The organism is Megamonas funiformis (genome assembly GCF_010669225.1).
In the GTDB taxonomy this organism is placed as follows: Bacteria; Bacillota; Negativicutes; order Selenomonadales; family Selenomonadaceae; genus Megamonas; species Megamonas funiformis.
This window is the reverse complement of sequence record NZ_CP048627.1, coordinates 643,355-660,490: the sequence shown is the minus strand read 5'-3', so window position 1 is coordinate 660,490 and position 17,136 is coordinate 643,355. Positions and strand designations below refer to the sequence as shown.

21 protein-coding genes and 1 CRISPR repeat array are annotated in these 17,136 nt (G+C 29.8%); of the genes, 5 read left to right on the top strand and 16 right to left on the bottom strand.

Annotation, left to right across the window (positions count from 1 at the left end; translation table 11 throughout):
- Positions 1-88 precede the first annotated feature (88 nt).
- The 16 genes from aspS to GXM21_RS03165 form a co-directional block, all read right to left on the bottom strand.
- Positions 89-1,891 (bottom strand): aspartate--tRNA ligase, encoded by a 1,803-nt coding sequence (gene aspS, locus GXM21_RS03240; protein ID WP_008538585.1) that lies wholly within the window; start codon positions 1,889-1,891, stop codon positions 89-91.
- Positions 1,892-1,913: 22 nt separating this feature from the next.
- Positions 1,914-3,176 carry a histidine--tRNA ligase gene (gene hisS, locus GXM21_RS03235; RefSeq protein ID WP_008538586.1) on the bottom strand — a complete coding sequence of 421 codons (1,263 nt, stop codon included), beginning with the start codon at positions 3,174-3,176 and terminating at the stop codon, positions 1,914-1,916.
- Positions 3,177-3,200: 24 nt separating this feature from the next.
- Positions 3,201-4,691 (bottom strand): coproporphyrinogen dehydrogenase HemZ, encoded by a 1,491-nt coding sequence (gene hemZ, locus GXM21_RS03230; protein WP_008538587.1) that lies wholly within the window; start codon positions 4,689-4,691, stop codon positions 3,201-3,203.
- The gene (locus GXM21_RS03225; RefSeq protein WP_008538589.1) at positions 4,688-5,152 is read right to left on the bottom strand and encodes a Fur family transcriptional regulator; all 465 of its coding nucleotides are present in this window, start codon (positions 5,150-5,152) and stop codon (positions 4,688-4,690) included. The genes hemZ and GXM21_RS03225 overlap by 4 nt, the downstream gene beginning before the upstream one ends.
- Before the next feature lie 207 nt (positions 5,153-5,359).
- Complete coding sequence (locus GXM21_RS03220) at positions 5,360-6,427, bottom strand: branched-chain amino acid aminotransferase (RefSeq protein WP_008538590.1); 1,068 nt, start codon at positions 6,425-6,427, stop codon at positions 5,360-5,362.
- Positions 6,428-6,962: 535 nt separating this feature from the next.
- Positions 6,963-7,519: a CRISPR direct-repeat array (repeat unit 30 nt; unit sequence GTTTTCGTACAGCACCTGTTGATATTTATC).
- Positions 7,520-8,383: 864 nt separating this feature from the next.
- Entirely contained in the window at positions 8,384-8,779 is a 396-nt protein-coding gene (locus GXM21_RS03215; RefSeq protein ID WP_008538591.1) for a hypothetical protein, read from the bottom strand.
- A gap of 35 nt (positions 8,780-8,814) precedes the next feature.
- Complete coding sequence (locus GXM21_RS03210) at positions 8,815-8,964, bottom strand: hypothetical protein (RefSeq protein ID WP_008538592.1); 150 nt, start codon at positions 8,962-8,964, stop codon at positions 8,815-8,817.
- Positions 8,965-9,054: 90 nt separating this feature from the next.
- The gene (locus GXM21_RS03205; protein WP_008538593.1) at positions 9,055-9,231 is read right to left on the bottom strand and encodes a hypothetical protein; all 177 of its coding nucleotides are present in this window, start codon (positions 9,229-9,231) and stop codon (positions 9,055-9,057) included.
- 17 nt (positions 9,232-9,248) lie between these two features.
- Positions 9,249-9,434: a hypothetical protein gene (locus tag GXM21_RS03200; protein WP_008538594.1), complete on the bottom strand. Its 186-nt coding sequence runs from the start codon at positions 9,432-9,434 to the stop codon at positions 9,249-9,251.
- A 48-nt stretch (positions 9,435-9,482) separates the two neighbouring features.
- Positions 9,483-10,814 carry a replicative DNA helicase gene (gene dnaB, locus GXM21_RS03195; protein ID WP_208854422.1) on the bottom strand — a complete coding sequence of 444 codons (1,332 nt, stop codon included), beginning with the start codon at positions 10,812-10,814 and terminating at the stop codon, positions 9,483-9,485.
- Between the two features lie 151 nt (positions 10,815-10,965).
- The gene (locus GXM21_RS03190) at positions 10,966-11,955 is read right to left on the bottom strand and encodes a MarR family transcriptional regulator (RefSeq protein WP_008538596.1); all 990 of its coding nucleotides are present in this window, start codon (positions 11,953-11,955) and stop codon (positions 10,966-10,968) included.
- Between the two features lie 16 nt (positions 11,956-11,971).
- The gene (locus tag GXM21_RS03185) at positions 11,972-12,316 is read right to left on the bottom strand and encodes a hypothetical protein (protein WP_008538598.1); all 345 of its coding nucleotides are present in this window, start codon (positions 12,314-12,316) and stop codon (positions 11,972-11,974) included.
- Positions 12,317-12,407: 91 nt separating this feature from the next.
- On the bottom strand, positions 12,408-12,593 hold the full coding sequence (locus GXM21_RS03180; protein WP_008538599.1) for a hypothetical protein: 186 nt from the start codon (positions 12,591-12,593) through the stop codon (positions 12,408-12,410).
- Between the two features lie 63 nt (positions 12,594-12,656).
- Complete coding sequence (locus GXM21_RS03175; protein ID WP_008538600.1) at positions 12,657-12,857, bottom strand: hypothetical protein; 201 nt, start codon at positions 12,855-12,857, stop codon at positions 12,657-12,659.
- Between the two features lie 279 nt (positions 12,858-13,136).
- Positions 13,137-13,724 (bottom strand): Rha family transcriptional regulator, encoded by a 588-nt coding sequence (locus GXM21_RS03170; RefSeq protein ID WP_008538601.1) that lies wholly within the window; start codon positions 13,722-13,724, stop codon positions 13,137-13,139.
- Positions 13,725-13,789: 65 nt separating this feature from the next.
- The gene (locus GXM21_RS03165) at positions 13,790-13,993 is read right to left on the bottom strand and encodes a helix-turn-helix domain-containing protein (protein WP_008538602.1); all 204 of its coding nucleotides are present in this window, start codon (positions 13,991-13,993) and stop codon (positions 13,790-13,792) included.
- Positions 13,994-14,164: 171 nt separating this feature from the next.
- Between GXM21_RS03165 and GXM21_RS03160 the strand changes: the two genes are divergently transcribed.
- From GXM21_RS03160 to GXM21_RS12880, 5 genes are all read left to right on the top strand, one after another.
- Positions 14,165-14,800, top strand: a complete 636-nt coding sequence (locus GXM21_RS03160; protein WP_163604671.1) for a helix-turn-helix domain-containing protein — start codon at positions 14,165-14,167, stop codon at positions 14,798-14,800.
- A 460-nt stretch (positions 14,801-15,260) separates the two neighbouring features.
- The gene (locus tag GXM21_RS12820; protein ID WP_008538605.1) at positions 15,261-15,413 is read left to right on the top strand and encodes a hypothetical protein; all 153 of its coding nucleotides are present in this window, start codon (positions 15,261-15,263) and stop codon (positions 15,411-15,413) included.
- The gene (locus tag GXM21_RS03155) at positions 15,410-15,811 is read left to right on the top strand and encodes a type II toxin-antitoxin system death-on-curing family toxin (protein ID WP_008538607.1); all 402 of its coding nucleotides are present in this window, start codon (positions 15,410-15,412) and stop codon (positions 15,809-15,811) included. Before GXM21_RS12820 ends, GXM21_RS03155 begins: the two co-directional genes overlap by 4 nt.
- Before the next feature lie 189 nt (positions 15,812-16,000).
- Entirely contained in the window at positions 16,001-16,336 is a 336-nt protein-coding gene (locus GXM21_RS12885) for a tyrosine-type recombinase/integrase (protein ID WP_008538608.1), read from the top strand.
- Between the two features lie 91 nt (positions 16,337-16,427).
- The gene (locus tag GXM21_RS12880) at positions 16,428-17,063 is read left to right on the top strand and encodes a site-specific integrase (protein ID WP_008538609.1); all 636 of its coding nucleotides are present in this window, start codon (positions 16,428-16,430) and stop codon (positions 17,061-17,063) included.
- The last annotated feature ends 73 nt before the right edge of the window (positions 17,064-17,136 follow it).

Below are 17,136 nucleotides of genomic sequence, written 5' to 3'. Positions count from 1 at the left end.
GAAAAAAGAACAGACCAAAATTGTCTGTTCTTTAATCATAAATAATTCGCTAATCGCTAAAATTATTCATTCTTTTTAATTTATCTAATTAGTTTTCAGCTTTTTTCTTAGGAGCTACAGCAGTACGAATAGAAAGTTCACGTAACTGTTTTGCATCAACTTCAGAAGGAGCTTGTGTCATCAAGCAACCAGCACTTTGAGTTTTAGGGAATGGAATAACATCACGAATAGAATTACGTTTAGCCATGAGCATAACCATACGGTCAAGACCAAATGCAAGTCCGCCATGTGGAGGAGTACCATATTTGAAGGCATCAAGCATAAAGCCGAATTTTTCATGAGCTTGTTCTGGAGTTAAGCCGATTGCTTCAAATACTTTTTCTTGAGTATCGCTGTTGTAAATACGAAGGCTACCGCCACCGATTTCTACGCCATTTAATACCATATCATATGCTTTTGCTTTTACGCGACCTGGGTCAGTTGTGAGATATTGTACATCTTCATCACGTGGTGCTGTGAATGGATGATGCATAGCTTTCCAACGTTTGTTTTCTTCATCATATTCAAACATAGGGAAGTCAACAACCCAAAGGAATTTATATTCGTTTTCGTTAATAAGACCACGACGACGGCCCATTTCAAGACGTAATTCGCCAAGAGCTTGAGCTACTACAAGTGGTTTATCTGCAACTACGAGTAATAAATCGCCTGTTTGAGCATTAGTTGCTTCTTTAATTTTCTGGAATGTTTCTTCACTGTAGAATTTTTTGAATGGAGATTTGATTTCTATTTCAGTGTACTGAATCCATGCTAAACCTTTTGCACCATATCTTTGAGCATATTCTACAAGACCATCAAGTTCACGGCGAGGAATATTTGCATAGCCATCAACTTTGATAACTTTAACCTGTCCGCCATTATCAAGTACAGATTTAAATACTTTAAAGTCAGAGCCTTTAACGTATTCGGAAATATCCATGAGTTCCATACCAAAACGGATATCTGGTTTATCAGAACCATATCTTTCCATAGCTTCGTCCCAAGTCATACGTAAGAATGGAGTCTGTACTTTTTCGCCGATAGTTTTTTCAAATAAGCCAGATACTAAACCTTCCATTAAGTTTAAGATATAATCTTGGTCAACGAAGGACATTTCAATATCAAGCTGAGTGAATTCAGGCTGACGGTCAGCACGTAAGTCTTCATCACGGAAGCAACGTACGATTTGGAAATATTTTTCATAGCCAGCTACCATTAATAACTGTTTGAAAATCTGTGGAGATTGTGGTAATGCATAGAATTTACCAGGATTTACACGGCTAGGAACTAAATAGTCACGTGCACCTTCTGGAGTACTCTTTGTAAGCATTGGTGTTTCAATTTCTAAGAAACCATGTTCATCAAAGTAATCACGCATTAATTTTGTAACGCGATGACGAAGCATGATATTTTTCTGCATTTCAGGACGGCGAAGGTCTAAATAACGATATTTTAAACGAACGTTTTCATCAACATCAATACCATCTTGAATATAGAATGGAGGAGTTAATGCTTTATTTAAAATACGTAATTCTTCAGCATAAATTTCAATTTCGCCAGTTTCCATATTTGGATTTATTGTTTCTTTATCACGTAAAGAAACTTTACCACGTACAGCTACTACGAATTCAGAACGAAGGGATTCTGCTTTTGGAAATTGGTCTGCACCAATTTTATCTTCAGCAAAAACGAGCTGAACAAGGCCACTTCTATCACGTAAATCAATAAAAATAAGTCCACCATGGTCACGACGGTGAGATACCCAACCGCATAATACTACTTCTTGACCTTCGTTTGTGGCACGAAGTTCACCACAATGGTGAGTTCTTTTCATACCTTCCATTGTTTCCATTTTACTAATTCCACCTCAATAATTATTTTGTTAATGTAGTGAGTTTATTAAGCAATTCATCTATAGAGATTGTTTCTTGTGTACTTTCATTCATATTTTTAAGTACAACAGAATTTGCTTGCAATTCATCTTCACCTAAGATAATAGTGAATTTTGCATTAGCTTTATTTGCTTGTTTCATTTGAGCTTTCATACTACGTCCTGCAAAGTCCATAGCAGCTTTAAATCCACCTCTACGCAAATTAGCTAAAATTTCAAAGGCTTTTGCCTGTACAGTATCACCTAAAGCTACAATAAATACATCTGTATCATAATTAGTTTCAGGTAATAAATTCTGCATTTCAAGAGCGAGCAATACTCTTTCAAGACCTGTAGCAAAACCTACAGCAGGTGTAGATTTACCGCCACATTCTTCAATAAGGCCATCATAGCGTCCACCACCTAAAACGGCAGATTGAGCACCAAGTGGTACATATTTTAATTCAAATGCAGTCTTAGTATAATAATCAAGACCACGTACAAGACCTGGGTCTAATTCAAATTCTATACCAGCAGCTGTTAAGAATTCTTGTACTTTATGGAAATGATCATTACATTCATCGCAAAGACAATCAGTAATAGCAGGAGCATCTTGCGCCAATTCTTTACATTTTTCATTTTTGCAATCTAAAAGACGCATTGGATTTCTATCATAACGAGATTTACAATCATCACACATCTCATCAATTACAGGTTTGAAAAATTCTTGTAATCTTTGACGATATACAGGTCTACATTTTGGACAACCTACAGAGTTTAATAATAATTTTATATCTTTAAGCCCTAAATCTTTTAGGAACTGTACAGCTAAAGAAATGATTTCAGCATCAACTGCTGGATTTGCTTCACCTAAAGCTTCTACACCAAACTGATGGAATTCACGATAACGACCAGCTTGTGGGCGGTCATATCTAAACATTGAACCGATGTAGAATAATTTGCATAAATTTGTATCTGCATATAATTTATTTTCTAAGTAAGAGCGTACTGCTGCTGCTGTATTTTCAGGACGAAGAGTAATACTTCTATTACCTCTATCTGTGAAAGTATACATTTCTTTTTCTACAACATCAGTAGTTTCACCAATACCACGTTGGAATAATTCAGTATGCTCAAAAATAGGTGTTCTGATTTCACGGTAACCATATTGACCGCATAATTTTCTAATTAAATTTTCAAGATATAACCAATTTCCTACTTTATCTGGAAGTATGTCTTTCGTTCCACGAGGAGCTTTTGTCAACATATAAAATATCACCTCTACATATTTTTAATCGCCATAAGCTTCTTTTAAAAGCATTGCTCGGCGTTCAATATATTTATCTATACTATTTAAATAAGTATATAAATCTTTTGCATTAAATGATGTTTGTAATCTCTTACCTGGATAAGTAATCTTACTAGTTGCTGCACCGCCAACACCTAAAATAGTCTGACGTTCACCCATTATTTGAATATTATAAATGCCTTCTTGACCCTTTTTGCTATAACCTACATTTTCTAATTGACCACTCATATATCCTTGACGATAAATATAATATGGAATTAAACCATATTCATCAATAGCAGTTGTCATTATCTTAGCCATAGCTTGAACCGTTTCATCATCAGGCAAAACAATATTATCTCTTATAAGCTTTAATTCTGAACCTTTTTTTAGTGCCAAAGCATGCAAAGTTATATCATCTGGAGCTAAATCAATTACTTTATTAATCGTATCTTTAGCATCTTTTATATCTTCTCCAGGAAGTCCAATGATTAAATCAGTATTCACATGCTTTATACCAGCTTGACGCACTTGTTTAAATGCACGCAAAATATCTGCTGAAGTATGTTTTCTGCCAATTAAAGATAATGTTCTATCTTGCATTGTCTGTGGATTTACACTAACTCTATCTGCACCATATTTTACTATGGATTTTGCTTTTTCAAGACTTAAAGAATCAGGTCTGCCTGCTTCCACAGTGAACTCTTCAACATAATCGCCTTTAAATGATTTAGCCACTAAAGATAATAAATCATCAAAATCATTTTCATTTAAACTTGTAGGAGTGCCTCCACCTACATAAATACTTTGTACTTTAAAATCATATTGTTCTATTAAAGCTTTAATTTTAGTAATTTCATAATTTAAAGTCTGCAAATATTTGCGAGTCATCTCGCTACTTGGCAATATACTTGAAGGAAAAGAACAATATAAACAACGTGATGGGCAAAATGGAATTCCTACATAAACACTGATAAGTTTTGGGTCATTTGCCTTTGCTAAAAAAGGTAATTGTAAATAAGCAATATCTGTGATTAGATTTGCTTTATCTATTTGTACCTCATAATCATCTTGTAAACGTCCTATCACACCTTGACGGTCTAATCCTTGCTCCATTAAACGGTGTACGATTTTTGTTGGTCTAACTCCATGAAGTATTCCCCAAGGAGCTTTTTTAGCTTGTAAATCTTCGCAAAAGATATGATATAAATTTAATTTAATTAAACGATTAGTCCCTGCTTTTACACTTTCATCATCATGTAAAAAGCTTTGTCTTGTATAAGTCCATAATTTTTCATCTTTACGCAAAGTCAAGACTGTTTTTACACCATTTAAAGCCACATCATCATATATATTTTCTATTTTCAATTCATCGTAATCGAAAATAGTATCATTTGCATCATTTATTTCTACTTTAAATAATACTAAAATCTCTTTTACTATTTTTACAATAATTTCTTTTGTACTATTTAAATAAAATGTTTTTATTTTCACGATTTCAATTCACGCTTTTTCTGACAATCTTCACAATAACCAAAGAATTTTAACTGATGGTCTACAATTTTAAATTTGCATGTATCTTCTATTTTTTCTTCAAGATTACCTAAAAGGTCATCTGTGAATTCTAATACTTTGCCACATTCTACACAAATTAAATGATGATGTTGATGTTCATTAGGACTTGCATCATTTAATTCATAACGACGACAACCATCGCCAAAATCGAGATAGTTTAAAATATTTAAGTCGCTCAATAATTCTAAACTACGATATACTGTAGCTAAACCAATTTCGCATTTTTGTTCTTTTAAAATAAAATGCACATCTTCAGCGCTTAAGTGCTGGCTAGGTCTATCTAAAAAAATCTGCAATACTATTTTTCTTTGAGGAGTTAATTTATATTGAGGACCCGCTAACTTTTGCTTTAAATCCTCCATAGTTATTTTTACAGGCACTAAAAACCCTCCTTTAATCTCTGTTAGTTTCAAATATATATATTTTAGCAAAAATATACTTATATTACAAAGTTTTTATTATGATTATTATAACATTTTCTCAAAAAAGCTTTCAACTAAAGTATTATATGACAAATTTAAAACAAAAAAGCCCCCGAAAAAAATAATCTCTCGAGAGCTTTTTTATATTTTATATCTTTAAGAAAATTAGTCTACAGTTGTTACTTTATCAATGAAGCCATGAATATCTTTTTCTTCACCGCTTTGAAGTCCTGTGATATAATTGAACATTTTTTGAGCAAATGGTCCAATTTTGCCATCATTGATAGTCATTACTTTATCTTTATAGCCGAGTACACCAACAGGGGAAATTACAGCTGCTGTACCAGAACCGAATACTTCTTCTAATTTACCATTTTCGTAGTCTTCTACTAATTCATCAATAGTAATAGGACGTTCTTCTACTTCTATGCCCCATTCTTTAGCTACAGCAAGAACAGTTCTTCTTGTAATACCATTTAAAATAGTACCATCTAAAGCAGGAGTTACGATTTTACCATCAATTTTGAATAAAATGTTCATAGAACCAACTTCACCGATGTATTTACGATGTACGCCATCTAACCACAATACTTGGTCATAACCATTTTTGTGAGCTTCAAGACCTGCATGGAGGCTTGCTGCATAGTTAGCTGGAGTTTTTGCTTCACCTAAACCACCTTTTGTTGCACGAACATATGTATCTTCTACCATGATTTTTACTGGAGCAAATCCATGTGCATAGTAAGCAGCTACTGGAGAAAGAATGATATAGAATTTATATCTTTTAGATACGCTAACACCTAAGAATGGATCATCTGCAAAGATGAATGGACGAATATAAAGGCTCTGACCTTTTTTATTTGGTACCCAATCTTTTTCAATAGTGATTAATTGATGAAGAGCATCATATACTAAATCAACATCAATTGGTGGAATATCAAGAATACGAGCTGAATTATTTAAACGATTTAAATGGTCTTTAGTACGGAAAATAACTACATCTTTTCCCTGACGGAAAGCTTTCATACCTTCAAAAATAGCCTGACCATAATGAAGTGTTGCATTTGCTGGGCTAACTTTTATTTCTTCGTAAGGTACAATCTGAGCATCATGCCAGCCTTGACCTTCATCATAAGTCATTTCAAACATATAATCTGTAAAATGTGTTCCAAAACCAATAGTGGAAACATCAACTTTTTCTTTTAATGTTTTTGTTTCAACAAATTTAACCATAATTACATCTCCCTAATTGATAGTGTATTCATTGTACAACTTATCTATTACATAGTCAAGAAAAAAGTTTACATATTTACATGTTTTTTACTAATAAAACAACTTTTTATGCTGATTATTCTATCTTTATAGCTTAATAAATTATTATAATAAGGATAAAATAATATTTATTTTATTTAAACTTCGCCAATAATGTAAAATAAAATATCTAATAAATTTTATCATTGTAAAACAAAAAGCCGCAACCTTTTAATAAAAGGCTACGACTTTATTTCTTAATTATTCAGCATATATTTTTAATCAAATTTCACCTTATTTTTATCTTTTTCCTTCCTATATAATATAGGCTATTTTATATTTAAATATTTCTATTTTTTTCTGTTCTTTTTATAATAGTACGTTTTCAGTACGTTAATTTTAACCGCCATATATGAATATAACAAGATATCAATTAGTTTTGACTAATAGTTATATATCAAAATATGGCGGTATTTTTATTAATAACCGCCATACTCCAAATAATACATATTCAATTTTCTTTATACAGTATCTGTTGATATTTATCATGGGTATGTGCCAATGAAGATTATGATTGTATAGGGTATTCGTACAGCACCTGTTGATATTTATCATTTATCACTAATAATAGTCGTGTAAAGTATTGTAGGTTTTCGTACAGCACCTGTTGATATTTATCTAATAAAAAAAACACTTGCATATATTTAAAAAGTGGTTTTCGTACAGCACCTGTTGATATTTATCCGTTATCGGTTTTGTAATAGGTGGCGGTGAACTTACGTTTTCGTACAGCACCTGTTGATATTTATCCAATAATAGTGATATTAAGGTGGTAATGATTAATGGCGTTTTCGTACAGCACCTGTTGATATTTATCAATTGGTGCATAGGATTAGAAGCATGAACACCTAAGTTTTCGTACAGCACCTGTTGATATTTATCTGGTATTTTACAAAGAATAAAAGAAAATATTCCTGCGTTTTCGTACAGCACCTGTTGATATTTATCTAATATGTATTCTCTAAATGGATTTTCTAAAAAATTGTTTTCGTACAGCACCTGTTGATATTTATCCCTAATGTTATTAGGATTTATTAATTACATTATAGTTATAAACTATTAATATTGCAAGACTTTAAAAAGATTTACCAGCAAATGGCAAATATTGGTTATAAATCTATAAAGTTAGTAATCACAGTAGTTATTAAGATTTTATAAAAAATTAGCTGGTAAAATATGTGCATCATCAATTAACATAGTAATATTGAGCCACCATTAATTTAAATTTTTCATTGATTGATACCAAAGTTAAAATGATACGATATATACTATAAATAATCTCATTATCTTAAAAGCTGATGTAGTTTTAAATGACTGCACCAGCTTTTTTTATTTTACAGAAATAGTCATCATCTTTGGCGATATTCTTAGTTATTACAAAATCACCTATTTTTATAATATTCCTCATGACCATTTTATAAAATTACTAGCTTTTGTAATATCTATAAAATAGACTCACTCTGATGAACGCTTATATAATTTTTACATATCTTTTAAAGCCTTAATTAGAGTTGAAAAAAAGGTTCAATTTTCGTTTTGTTTCGTATCATTTTTTTAAACCTTTTTATATAATTTTTGAACCTTTTCCAATACATATAAACCTTTTATTATCAAGGCTTATGGCGGTTTTTCATATTCGTTTTAGGTTGTTTTGTTTCAGTACCTTTTTGGGACCTTTTTCGTTTTGTTTTGGACATTTTTTGTTTTGTTTAAGATGCACCTTTGGGGTACATTTCATATCATTATTTGACCGCCAATAAATCTGTTTATATGTTCATTATTCTAGGTTTTTCTAGACTATCAAATTATAAAAAACGTCTTATTTTCAATAGTTTTAGTTGTAATCTTTTTGCAACCTTTTATTGTTAAAACTGACAACTAAATGACAACTTTTTGACTACTAGATTTTAGTTTTTCATCAATAAAAAATAAGCCTCGTTTTAATAATCTATCAATATATGATAATGAATAATGTAATATATCACTTATTTCACGTCTTTTCTTTAACTCAATAAATCTAAGTATTAGAACTTGTTTTATTTTATCTTTAATATTTAAATTTATAATAAACTGTTTTAATTCTATTCTTTTATTTAGCCAATATCTTCTTTGTTTTTCATAGCTTATTAGTTCAGCTTTTAATCTAGGTATAATAATTTTATCATTGTTAAACTTAGATAAATCCTCTTGTATGCCCTTTATCATTAAGTCATAACATATTATTCTATGATATCCAATATATGCCTGTTCAAGATATTTTTTAGCTATATTCATTATAAACGCTCCTATCTTTAAGATTAATAAAAGCCCTACATTTTACTTAATTCACTATTTAAATCTAATATAACATTTTCCATAAATTTATCATCTATTTGTTTTAAATCTTCTATTTCCTTGTTCTTTTGTAATTCTGTACTAAGACTCTGTAAGATTTTATCTAGCTGGTCTATATTAGTCATAAAAATCACCTCAATGATATTATTATACATAGACAAATAAAAAGGCACTAGCACCGCCATATATAGCGAGCTAATGCCCTTCGTTTTATATTATATATTTGCTTTTAGAAATGCTTTTAAAGACTCTTTACTTACTGTACTAATTTTGACTTTATAATTTTGATTTTTAAATTGTTCTATATCATCAAATACATTTCTACCTTTTACACCTAATAAGATTAATTCTTTTTCTTTTCCGTTATCGTTAAAAATTGCTACATTTATCATTTTTATATCCTCATCAACTAATTTTCACAATGTTGGCTAATAAACGCTTTATATGCTTTTTCATTCAATTTGGTTTTAATCATTTTAAAATTATCATCTTTTATAAATTCAAATAAATCATCAAAAGCTGTATTACTATTTGACATTATACAAGCTGTTTTATTACCTTGTTCATCAGTGTGAAAAATTATTACATCAGTCATTTATATAAACCCTCTAATCTTATTTTATTAGTGATATTATGCCAATTTTTAAATATCCATAATACAATCATCAAAAAAACAATAATCATGATGATAATATAAATTTACTTTGCCCGTTGAGCCGTTTCTATGTTTAGATATTATCAATTCAGCTAAATTTTTATTATTTGTATTAGCATTATAATATTCATCACGATATAAGAACATGACTATATCCGCATCTTGTTCAATTGAGCCTGACTCCCTTAAATCCGATAACATAGGTCTTTTATCTTGTCTAGCTTCTACGCTTCGACTTAATTGAGCTAAGGCAATCACTGGAATATTTAATTCTTTGGCTAAAATCTTTAACTGTCTTGATATATCAGACACTTCTTGAACTTTATTATCTCTTTTTCTTTCAGATGCTAATAATTGTAAATAGTCTATGATAATAAGTTTTATATCCTTTTGTCTTTTTAATTGCCTTGCTTTACTTCGCAACTGCAAAATATTAATCTCTGCACTATCTTCAATATAGATTGGTCTTTTAGATAATATATCAGTAGCTTTTATAACTCTTTGCCATTCGTTTTCATCTAAGCGACCAGTAGATATTTTTTGCGAATTAACGCAACTTGCCCCGCTAATTAGCCTTTTACCGAGTTGGGCTTTTGACATTTCCAAAGAAAACACCGCTACAGGTATATTTTTCTTTGCAATCTTACTAGCCATGCTTAAGACAAGAGCTGTTTTCCCCATTGCTGGTCTTGCACCTATGATAATAAAATCTGAATTTTGAAATCCGCCAGTGATTTTATTTAAATCTACATAACCCGTATCAATACCCGATACACCATTTTTATTATGTTCATATTGATATTCTATTTCTTGCATACATTCAATCATTAAATCAGTAGGTTCAATAATATCGCCCTTATAGACATTTTCTTTTGAAATATCAAATATTAATTTCTCTGTTTTACTTACTGTACTATCTATATTTTCAGCATTATAAGCTATGTTTTTTATCTGCTCTCCCGCTTGAATATATTTCCTTCTTATGGCGGTATCTTTTACCATATCAGCATAATATTTTATATTGCTTGCTGAAGGTACACAGTTTACTAAGCTTGTTATGCATGCAATACCGCCAGCTTTTTCGAGTTCATTCGTTTTATTTAGATATTCGATAACAGTTAAATTATCTATAGGCTTATTGGCTTTAAATAGCATTAACATTGCTCTATAAATAATCCTATGACTAGATCTGTAGAAATCATCTACTTTTAGATTTATTTCATCAATAGCCATTGATGTATCTTTTGATATTAAAATTGCACCTAATACGGCTTGTTCTGCTTCAATATTAATTGGTATTTTATCATTCAAATTTTTCACGACCTTTATTTTTATTATTATTGCTTATAATCTTTTTTGAGCCTTTTTTATCTGATACATATATCATCAATCGAAAACATGACAAAATATTCATGGTGGCTTTATCTCGAACTGTCAGATATATTTCAGTTTATAAAACGTTTGCCATTTTTTAAAAATCATTCTCCAACATATTTTCATAAACTGGTTTTATTTTCAATTTTGGCTCAATCACTGGTTTAATATCCTGCATCATCTTTATTTCATCAGTCCACCGCTCTTGATTTAACCACGTTGCAGGATAAGGAATAAATTTTCCATTGTCTGTATTCCATTGTCCAGTTTGTTTGACTATTTCTAAAGCCTTGAGTATTTTCTCGAATAACTCTAAAGAAGGATTGATTTTATTCCATGACTTTTGAGCTTCTTTCTTGCTTACCTTTTTCGGGTATGCTTGCCAAAACTTATCAAACTGTTTTTCCTGCAACTCATTTAGTTCTTTATTCTGTTTTTTGATAGCCTTATTCTTAGTATCCTGCTTTATGATATTAGAAGAATGGTTATCATCTTCTTTTTGTTTATCATCTTCGTGATTATATACTTGCTCATTTTCTAAATGAGCATATATATTCTTATTATTATTCTTATATATATTCTTATTGGGTAATAAATCGTTACTGTTAACCGTAACATTTTGTAACTGTATCGGTAACGTTTCGTTACTGTTAGAATTATTTAACCGTAACATTTTATTACTGTTAACCGTAACATTTTGTAACTGTTTATTATCAGCTAACTGTGAATAATTTTCATTGTTTTTAATTTGCTGATATAAGAACATATGATTTATTTTATATATGCTATTAATTCGACCGTTGCTAGCTTCTTTTTTTAAATAACCCTTATCGGTTAAACTTTTTAAAATTCTTAAAGCTCGAGGTTTTGAGTAATTTAACATATCGCATAAATATTTTGAACTACCTATATATATTTTATTATCTGCTTCAAAACTAAATATTAGGTTTAATGTATGAAGTTCATCAGCATTTAAACCTAATTTGAAGAAAGGCAAATAATATTTAATAAAAGTTGTTGACTTTAAATAATCTATATTAGCTTTTTTAATATTTTCGTTAATGTTAGCTTTTGCATCACCCGCCATTGTGCCTGCCCCCTGTCTACTGGTCTATATATTGCTGTAAAACTTGATAATTTATATGGTATTCGCTAGGATTTCTGTTCGTGCCTTGCTTCTTTGTAATCAAATTTCTATCAATGAGAACACTTAAACAACGTAAAACTGTATGCTTAGTTGTATTAGTCCGTTTATAAAGATAATTTAATCCTTTTTTATATACTGCATCTGCTTCGCATTCCTGATATAATAGAGAAAACAATATTAATTCATTTGCTTTCAATTTCAAGAATGAATGATATATTTTTATATAGTCAAACTGTGGAATTTCTCCATTGTTTAACTGTGTAAAATTTTCATAGATTGGCGGTATTGATTTATTGTTCATTGTGTCATCTCCTTGTTTTGTTGTAGCGTTTCATCAGCTACTACAGAATAAATTTATAGCCCCAATAACGGGGCTATTTTTTTATGCTATATCAATCAGTAGGATTTATTTTTTTCTCGTAGAAATGGCGGTTTATCTTGCCTTTTAGCGTGATTTTGCCCATTGCTTCTACTTCCTTATTCATTTCTCTAATAAGTTCATAAGCCTTTGAAATAGATATATTGCAGTCTTCAGCAATCTCTTTGGCAGTTATAAATCGACTTTTTACAGTTTCCATATTTTCAATTCAGTCCTTTCATGATAAAATTTACTTGCTTTTAATTTTTTTATGCTCCTTGTCTTAGTGCGAGGGGCTTTTTTTATATTCATATTTAGCTATTAAAGTTTCTAAATCTTTGACAATAATATGAAAAGATGAGCCAGTTATAATATTATCTGTATTATTGCTAAAGTCTAAATACATATCTTTTAAGCTCTTTAATTCATCTATGAGCCTGTCAAAACTCGTAGCTTTGATTTTAATCGTTATTAGATTATCCATGTATAGAAACTCTCCTAGAGTTCAATAAAAATCCTGTCAGCACCAATCTGAATATTTTTGGCGGGTATCTTGTTTCTTTTTATTATATTTTGCTCTAAGTATCTTAGCTCTTTCTATCCTTTATTGAAGTCTTTGGAATTTCTCATCAATAGAATGTTTATTAAATGGGAAAAAGTCCGCCATATCAATTACAATACCGTTTTGTACATAAAACATTTATTTAATCACTTCTTTATTTTAGAATTTCTATTACTTCACTGAATGATAATTTAATAAGTTTTAATCTATCTCGCCGAAAATTCTATTGTCGATTTCATCAACGTCGTCATATGATAATCCAGCGGAGTCATTTTCTAGCTGTTTAGCTATTATTAAATCTCTAAAAGCTTTATATCTTAATAATTCAGCTCGTTTTTCATTTAATAACGCTGATTGGTTCGTACTTTCTTCAAAAAGTCTATTATGAAGTATTTTTACCTTTTCAAGCTTGATTGATGTATTATATAGTTTATCTTTTAAATCAGTATTTAATTTATGTTCATTGTTTCTTATTTCTTGCTCCATAGCATTGAAGGCATCAATAAAATCTAACTTCCACTTTAAAGCTTTTTCACCCTTAAAACTCATGACAAGCAGGCTAAATCCGTCCCTATCCATTAGATACATAGTGTTATTTTTGCCTGTTTCATCTTTATAATTCGACTTAAAAAAGTGCTTAGAAAGCCTTTGCTTATTAGCTGAACGCAGAAGTGCGTTGAGTAAACGTAAAATATCACAATGACGTTTGTCAAAATGCTCTGCAAGTTGTACACTAGATACAACAACTTGATTTTTGAACATATGAACCAAATTATTTTGATTATCCATGTTTTTAACTTCCTTTCGATAGCTCCTAGATATTCTAGGGGCTTTTTTATTTGCTTTTTTGGCGGTTAGTCCTCATCTTTTAATAAATCTTTTGGTTTAACCTCTAACGTTTTGGCTATTTTTCCTAGTGTTTGGGGCGTTAATTTCATTCTGCCATTGAGTAACTTGATTAAACTTGAATAGCAGATACCTGCATTAGCTACAAGTCTAGTTTTTGAATAACATTTATCTGCCATAGCTAATTCTAATTTGCTTTTATCTAGTTTCACATCTTCCACCTTCTTCATACTTATTAGGGAATAAATATCGATTTTATCCCTTATATGTATCATGATAAATCATTAATTATTTAAAGTAAATCCCTAAAATGTATTATAAAAATATATTGATTTAATACAAAATAGGGATTATAATTATATTATGATGAGGAGGTTAATATAATGAATTTAGATAAAAACCTAAGAATTTATAGGGAACGAGCGGGATATGCAACAGCAAAGGAATTTGCTGACGCTTTAGATGTTCCATACAACACTTATACAGCTTATGAAAATCAAAAAAGAGAACCAAAACTAGAAATGCTAATAAAAATAGCTGATTTATTAAATGTATCGCTAGATGATTTACTAGGACGAACGCCAGCAGATGAAGATGAACGACTAAAAAAGGAAATTAACGATTTATTAAATCCTAATGAATTAAAAAATTTACGAGTTGTAATAAATAATATTGATGAAAAAAATATCTATTGTTCGTTTTTAGAACTTAATTATAATTTTTCTCTTAATAAATCTCATATTGTTTCAACGATAAATGCGTTAAATAAAACAATGGAAGACAAGAAAAAAAATATTTTCCAAAAAAGTTTATTCTCATCTTATATATTAAATATTATTATTTTAACTGACCGTAGAATAGATGATATTTGTTTTGATAAAACTAATTTATCAATAGATGAAAAAAATAAAGAAATACAAAAAATGTTAAATATTCAAAACGAACTTAGCAAATTTTTAGGTATAGATAAACAATTATTAAAACTAAATAATGAATATGATATGTCAAAAAATAAATAGATACATCGGGCAAGTACCTATTTATGCATCAAATAATTGATTGCTTTGCTCGGGCAATTGATTATTAAAATATGTATTTGATTTTATGAATACCTGGTCAGTTAAATAAAAAAACCGCCACCAATAAAGATATTGGGGCGATATTTTGAATTTGAATTATTGATTATGGTATTACACTGTGAAGGTCATAATATAACCACAGGTACAATCATAAGTACTAATAAAAGAAAACGGCTTAAAACGGCTCATATTTTGTCATGATTTGATAAAGTATTGGCAGTTTATTAAGTTTACCCTTTTAAACTAGTCGAATTCGACCAGTTAAACTAAAACCGCCACAATATAAAAACTTATGGCGGTAATAATGCAAAATATTTTGTTATAGCGTTTCATCAGCGTAAAGCAAAGTAAATAACTTTATTGTAATGACAATTAATTTATTGAATTGAGGTGAGTTTATATGGAAAATATTACAAACAAACCAGTACCAGATGCTAAGATTAAAATTATCACAAGTAAAAATAGTCCTGAACTAGCAAAAAAAATGAAAGAAGCTTCAGCTTATTTTATGGAAATTAATGACCAATTATATAAGGATTTAGCAAATAAATGAATACAGAAAAACAAATTATAAATATTTTACTTGATGATATCTTAGACTTTCATCAGCAACTTACTGATAGATATAGAATGGAAAGCGGTATCCATGATATGAATTTACTTCAATCAGCAGTAAATTCACCATTTCAAAGTTTTGCAGGTCAAGATTTATATCCAACAATATTTGATAAAGCTTCTAGACTTTGTTATGGATTGACTAAAAATCACCCATTCAATGACGGTAATAAACGAACTGCTATCCACAGTATGCTAGTCTATTTATACATCAATGATATTTTATTGGATTATGAAAGTATTGAATTAGAAAATATCATCATTGATATTGCTTCCAGTAAAATGAGTTGTGAAGAACTAACACAATGGCTACAAGACCATGTAAAAAAAATCTAAATTAAAACTAGATAAAAAAATAGCCCCTCGCTATGCTACCAACATAACAAGAGGCTACTTCTTACCATTCCAGTTTTTAACTAGACTGAAAATTTATGAGCAACTAAATTATATCATTCTTTTTAAAGCTGGTAAATGGTAGGCTTATTAAGTATACGATTTTTTAGCTTGAAAGGAATGATTTTTTTTATGCCTGTTTACAAAAACGAACAACGTGGAACATGGTTCACGACTTTTTATTATACTGATTGGACTGGTACACGCAAGAAAAAGAAGAAAGAAGGCTTTACCACTAAACGAGAAGCCCAAGCCTTTGAGCGTGAATTTCTCGAACGTATGGCGGGAACTTGCGACATGAAATTTAGCTCGCTAGTAGCTATATACTTAGATGATTGTAAATCAAGAATAAAAGCATCTACTTTATACACCAAAACGACTATCATTGAAAAATATGTATTGCCTTATTTTAAAGATACCGCCATAAATAAAATCACACCAACCAATATTAGACAATGGTACTATTAAAGATGATACCAATTCTAAAGCTAATCAGTATTTAAGGGCTATCAATACTCAAATATCTTGTATATTTAATTTTGCAGTTAGATATTATAATTTGCCGAAAAACCCTGTTAAACTTTGCGACCCAATAGGTTCGAAAAAAGGTCAAGAGTTAAACTTTTTTACACTAGACGAATTTAATCAATTTATAAAAAAAGTTAATACTGATGAACCATATTACACTATATTTAATATTTTATTTTGGACTGGTATACGACGTGGCGAGCTGTTAGCCCTTCGCCCTTGTGATTTTGATTTTGAAAATAATCTATTACACATAACTAGAAATATGGTTTATATTCAAAACTACAAGCCAATGATAACCACACCAAAAACTGAAAAGAGTAAACGTACTATCACACTACCAAAATTTTTAGTTGATATTGTAAAAAATTATATTCAAAAAGATTTTATTACATCACATGATTTATTATTTGAAGTTTCGCCAACTGTTTTATTTAATAAGCTTAAACATTATATTAAATTAGTAGGATTAAAAACTATTCGCATTCATGATTTTAGACATTCCCACGCTTCACTATTGATTGAACAAGGTTATTCGCCATTGATGATTGCTGAACGTCTAGGACATGAAAAAATTGAAACAACTTTAAAAACCTATTCTCATTTATATCCAAATAAACAAAATGAATTAGCTGAAAAACTACAACAATTACATCAAAATATATAAACTTGAATATAATAGTACGTTTTTAGTACGCTTATAAAAACAAAAAAGCCGTAACCCTTTATAATAAAAGGCT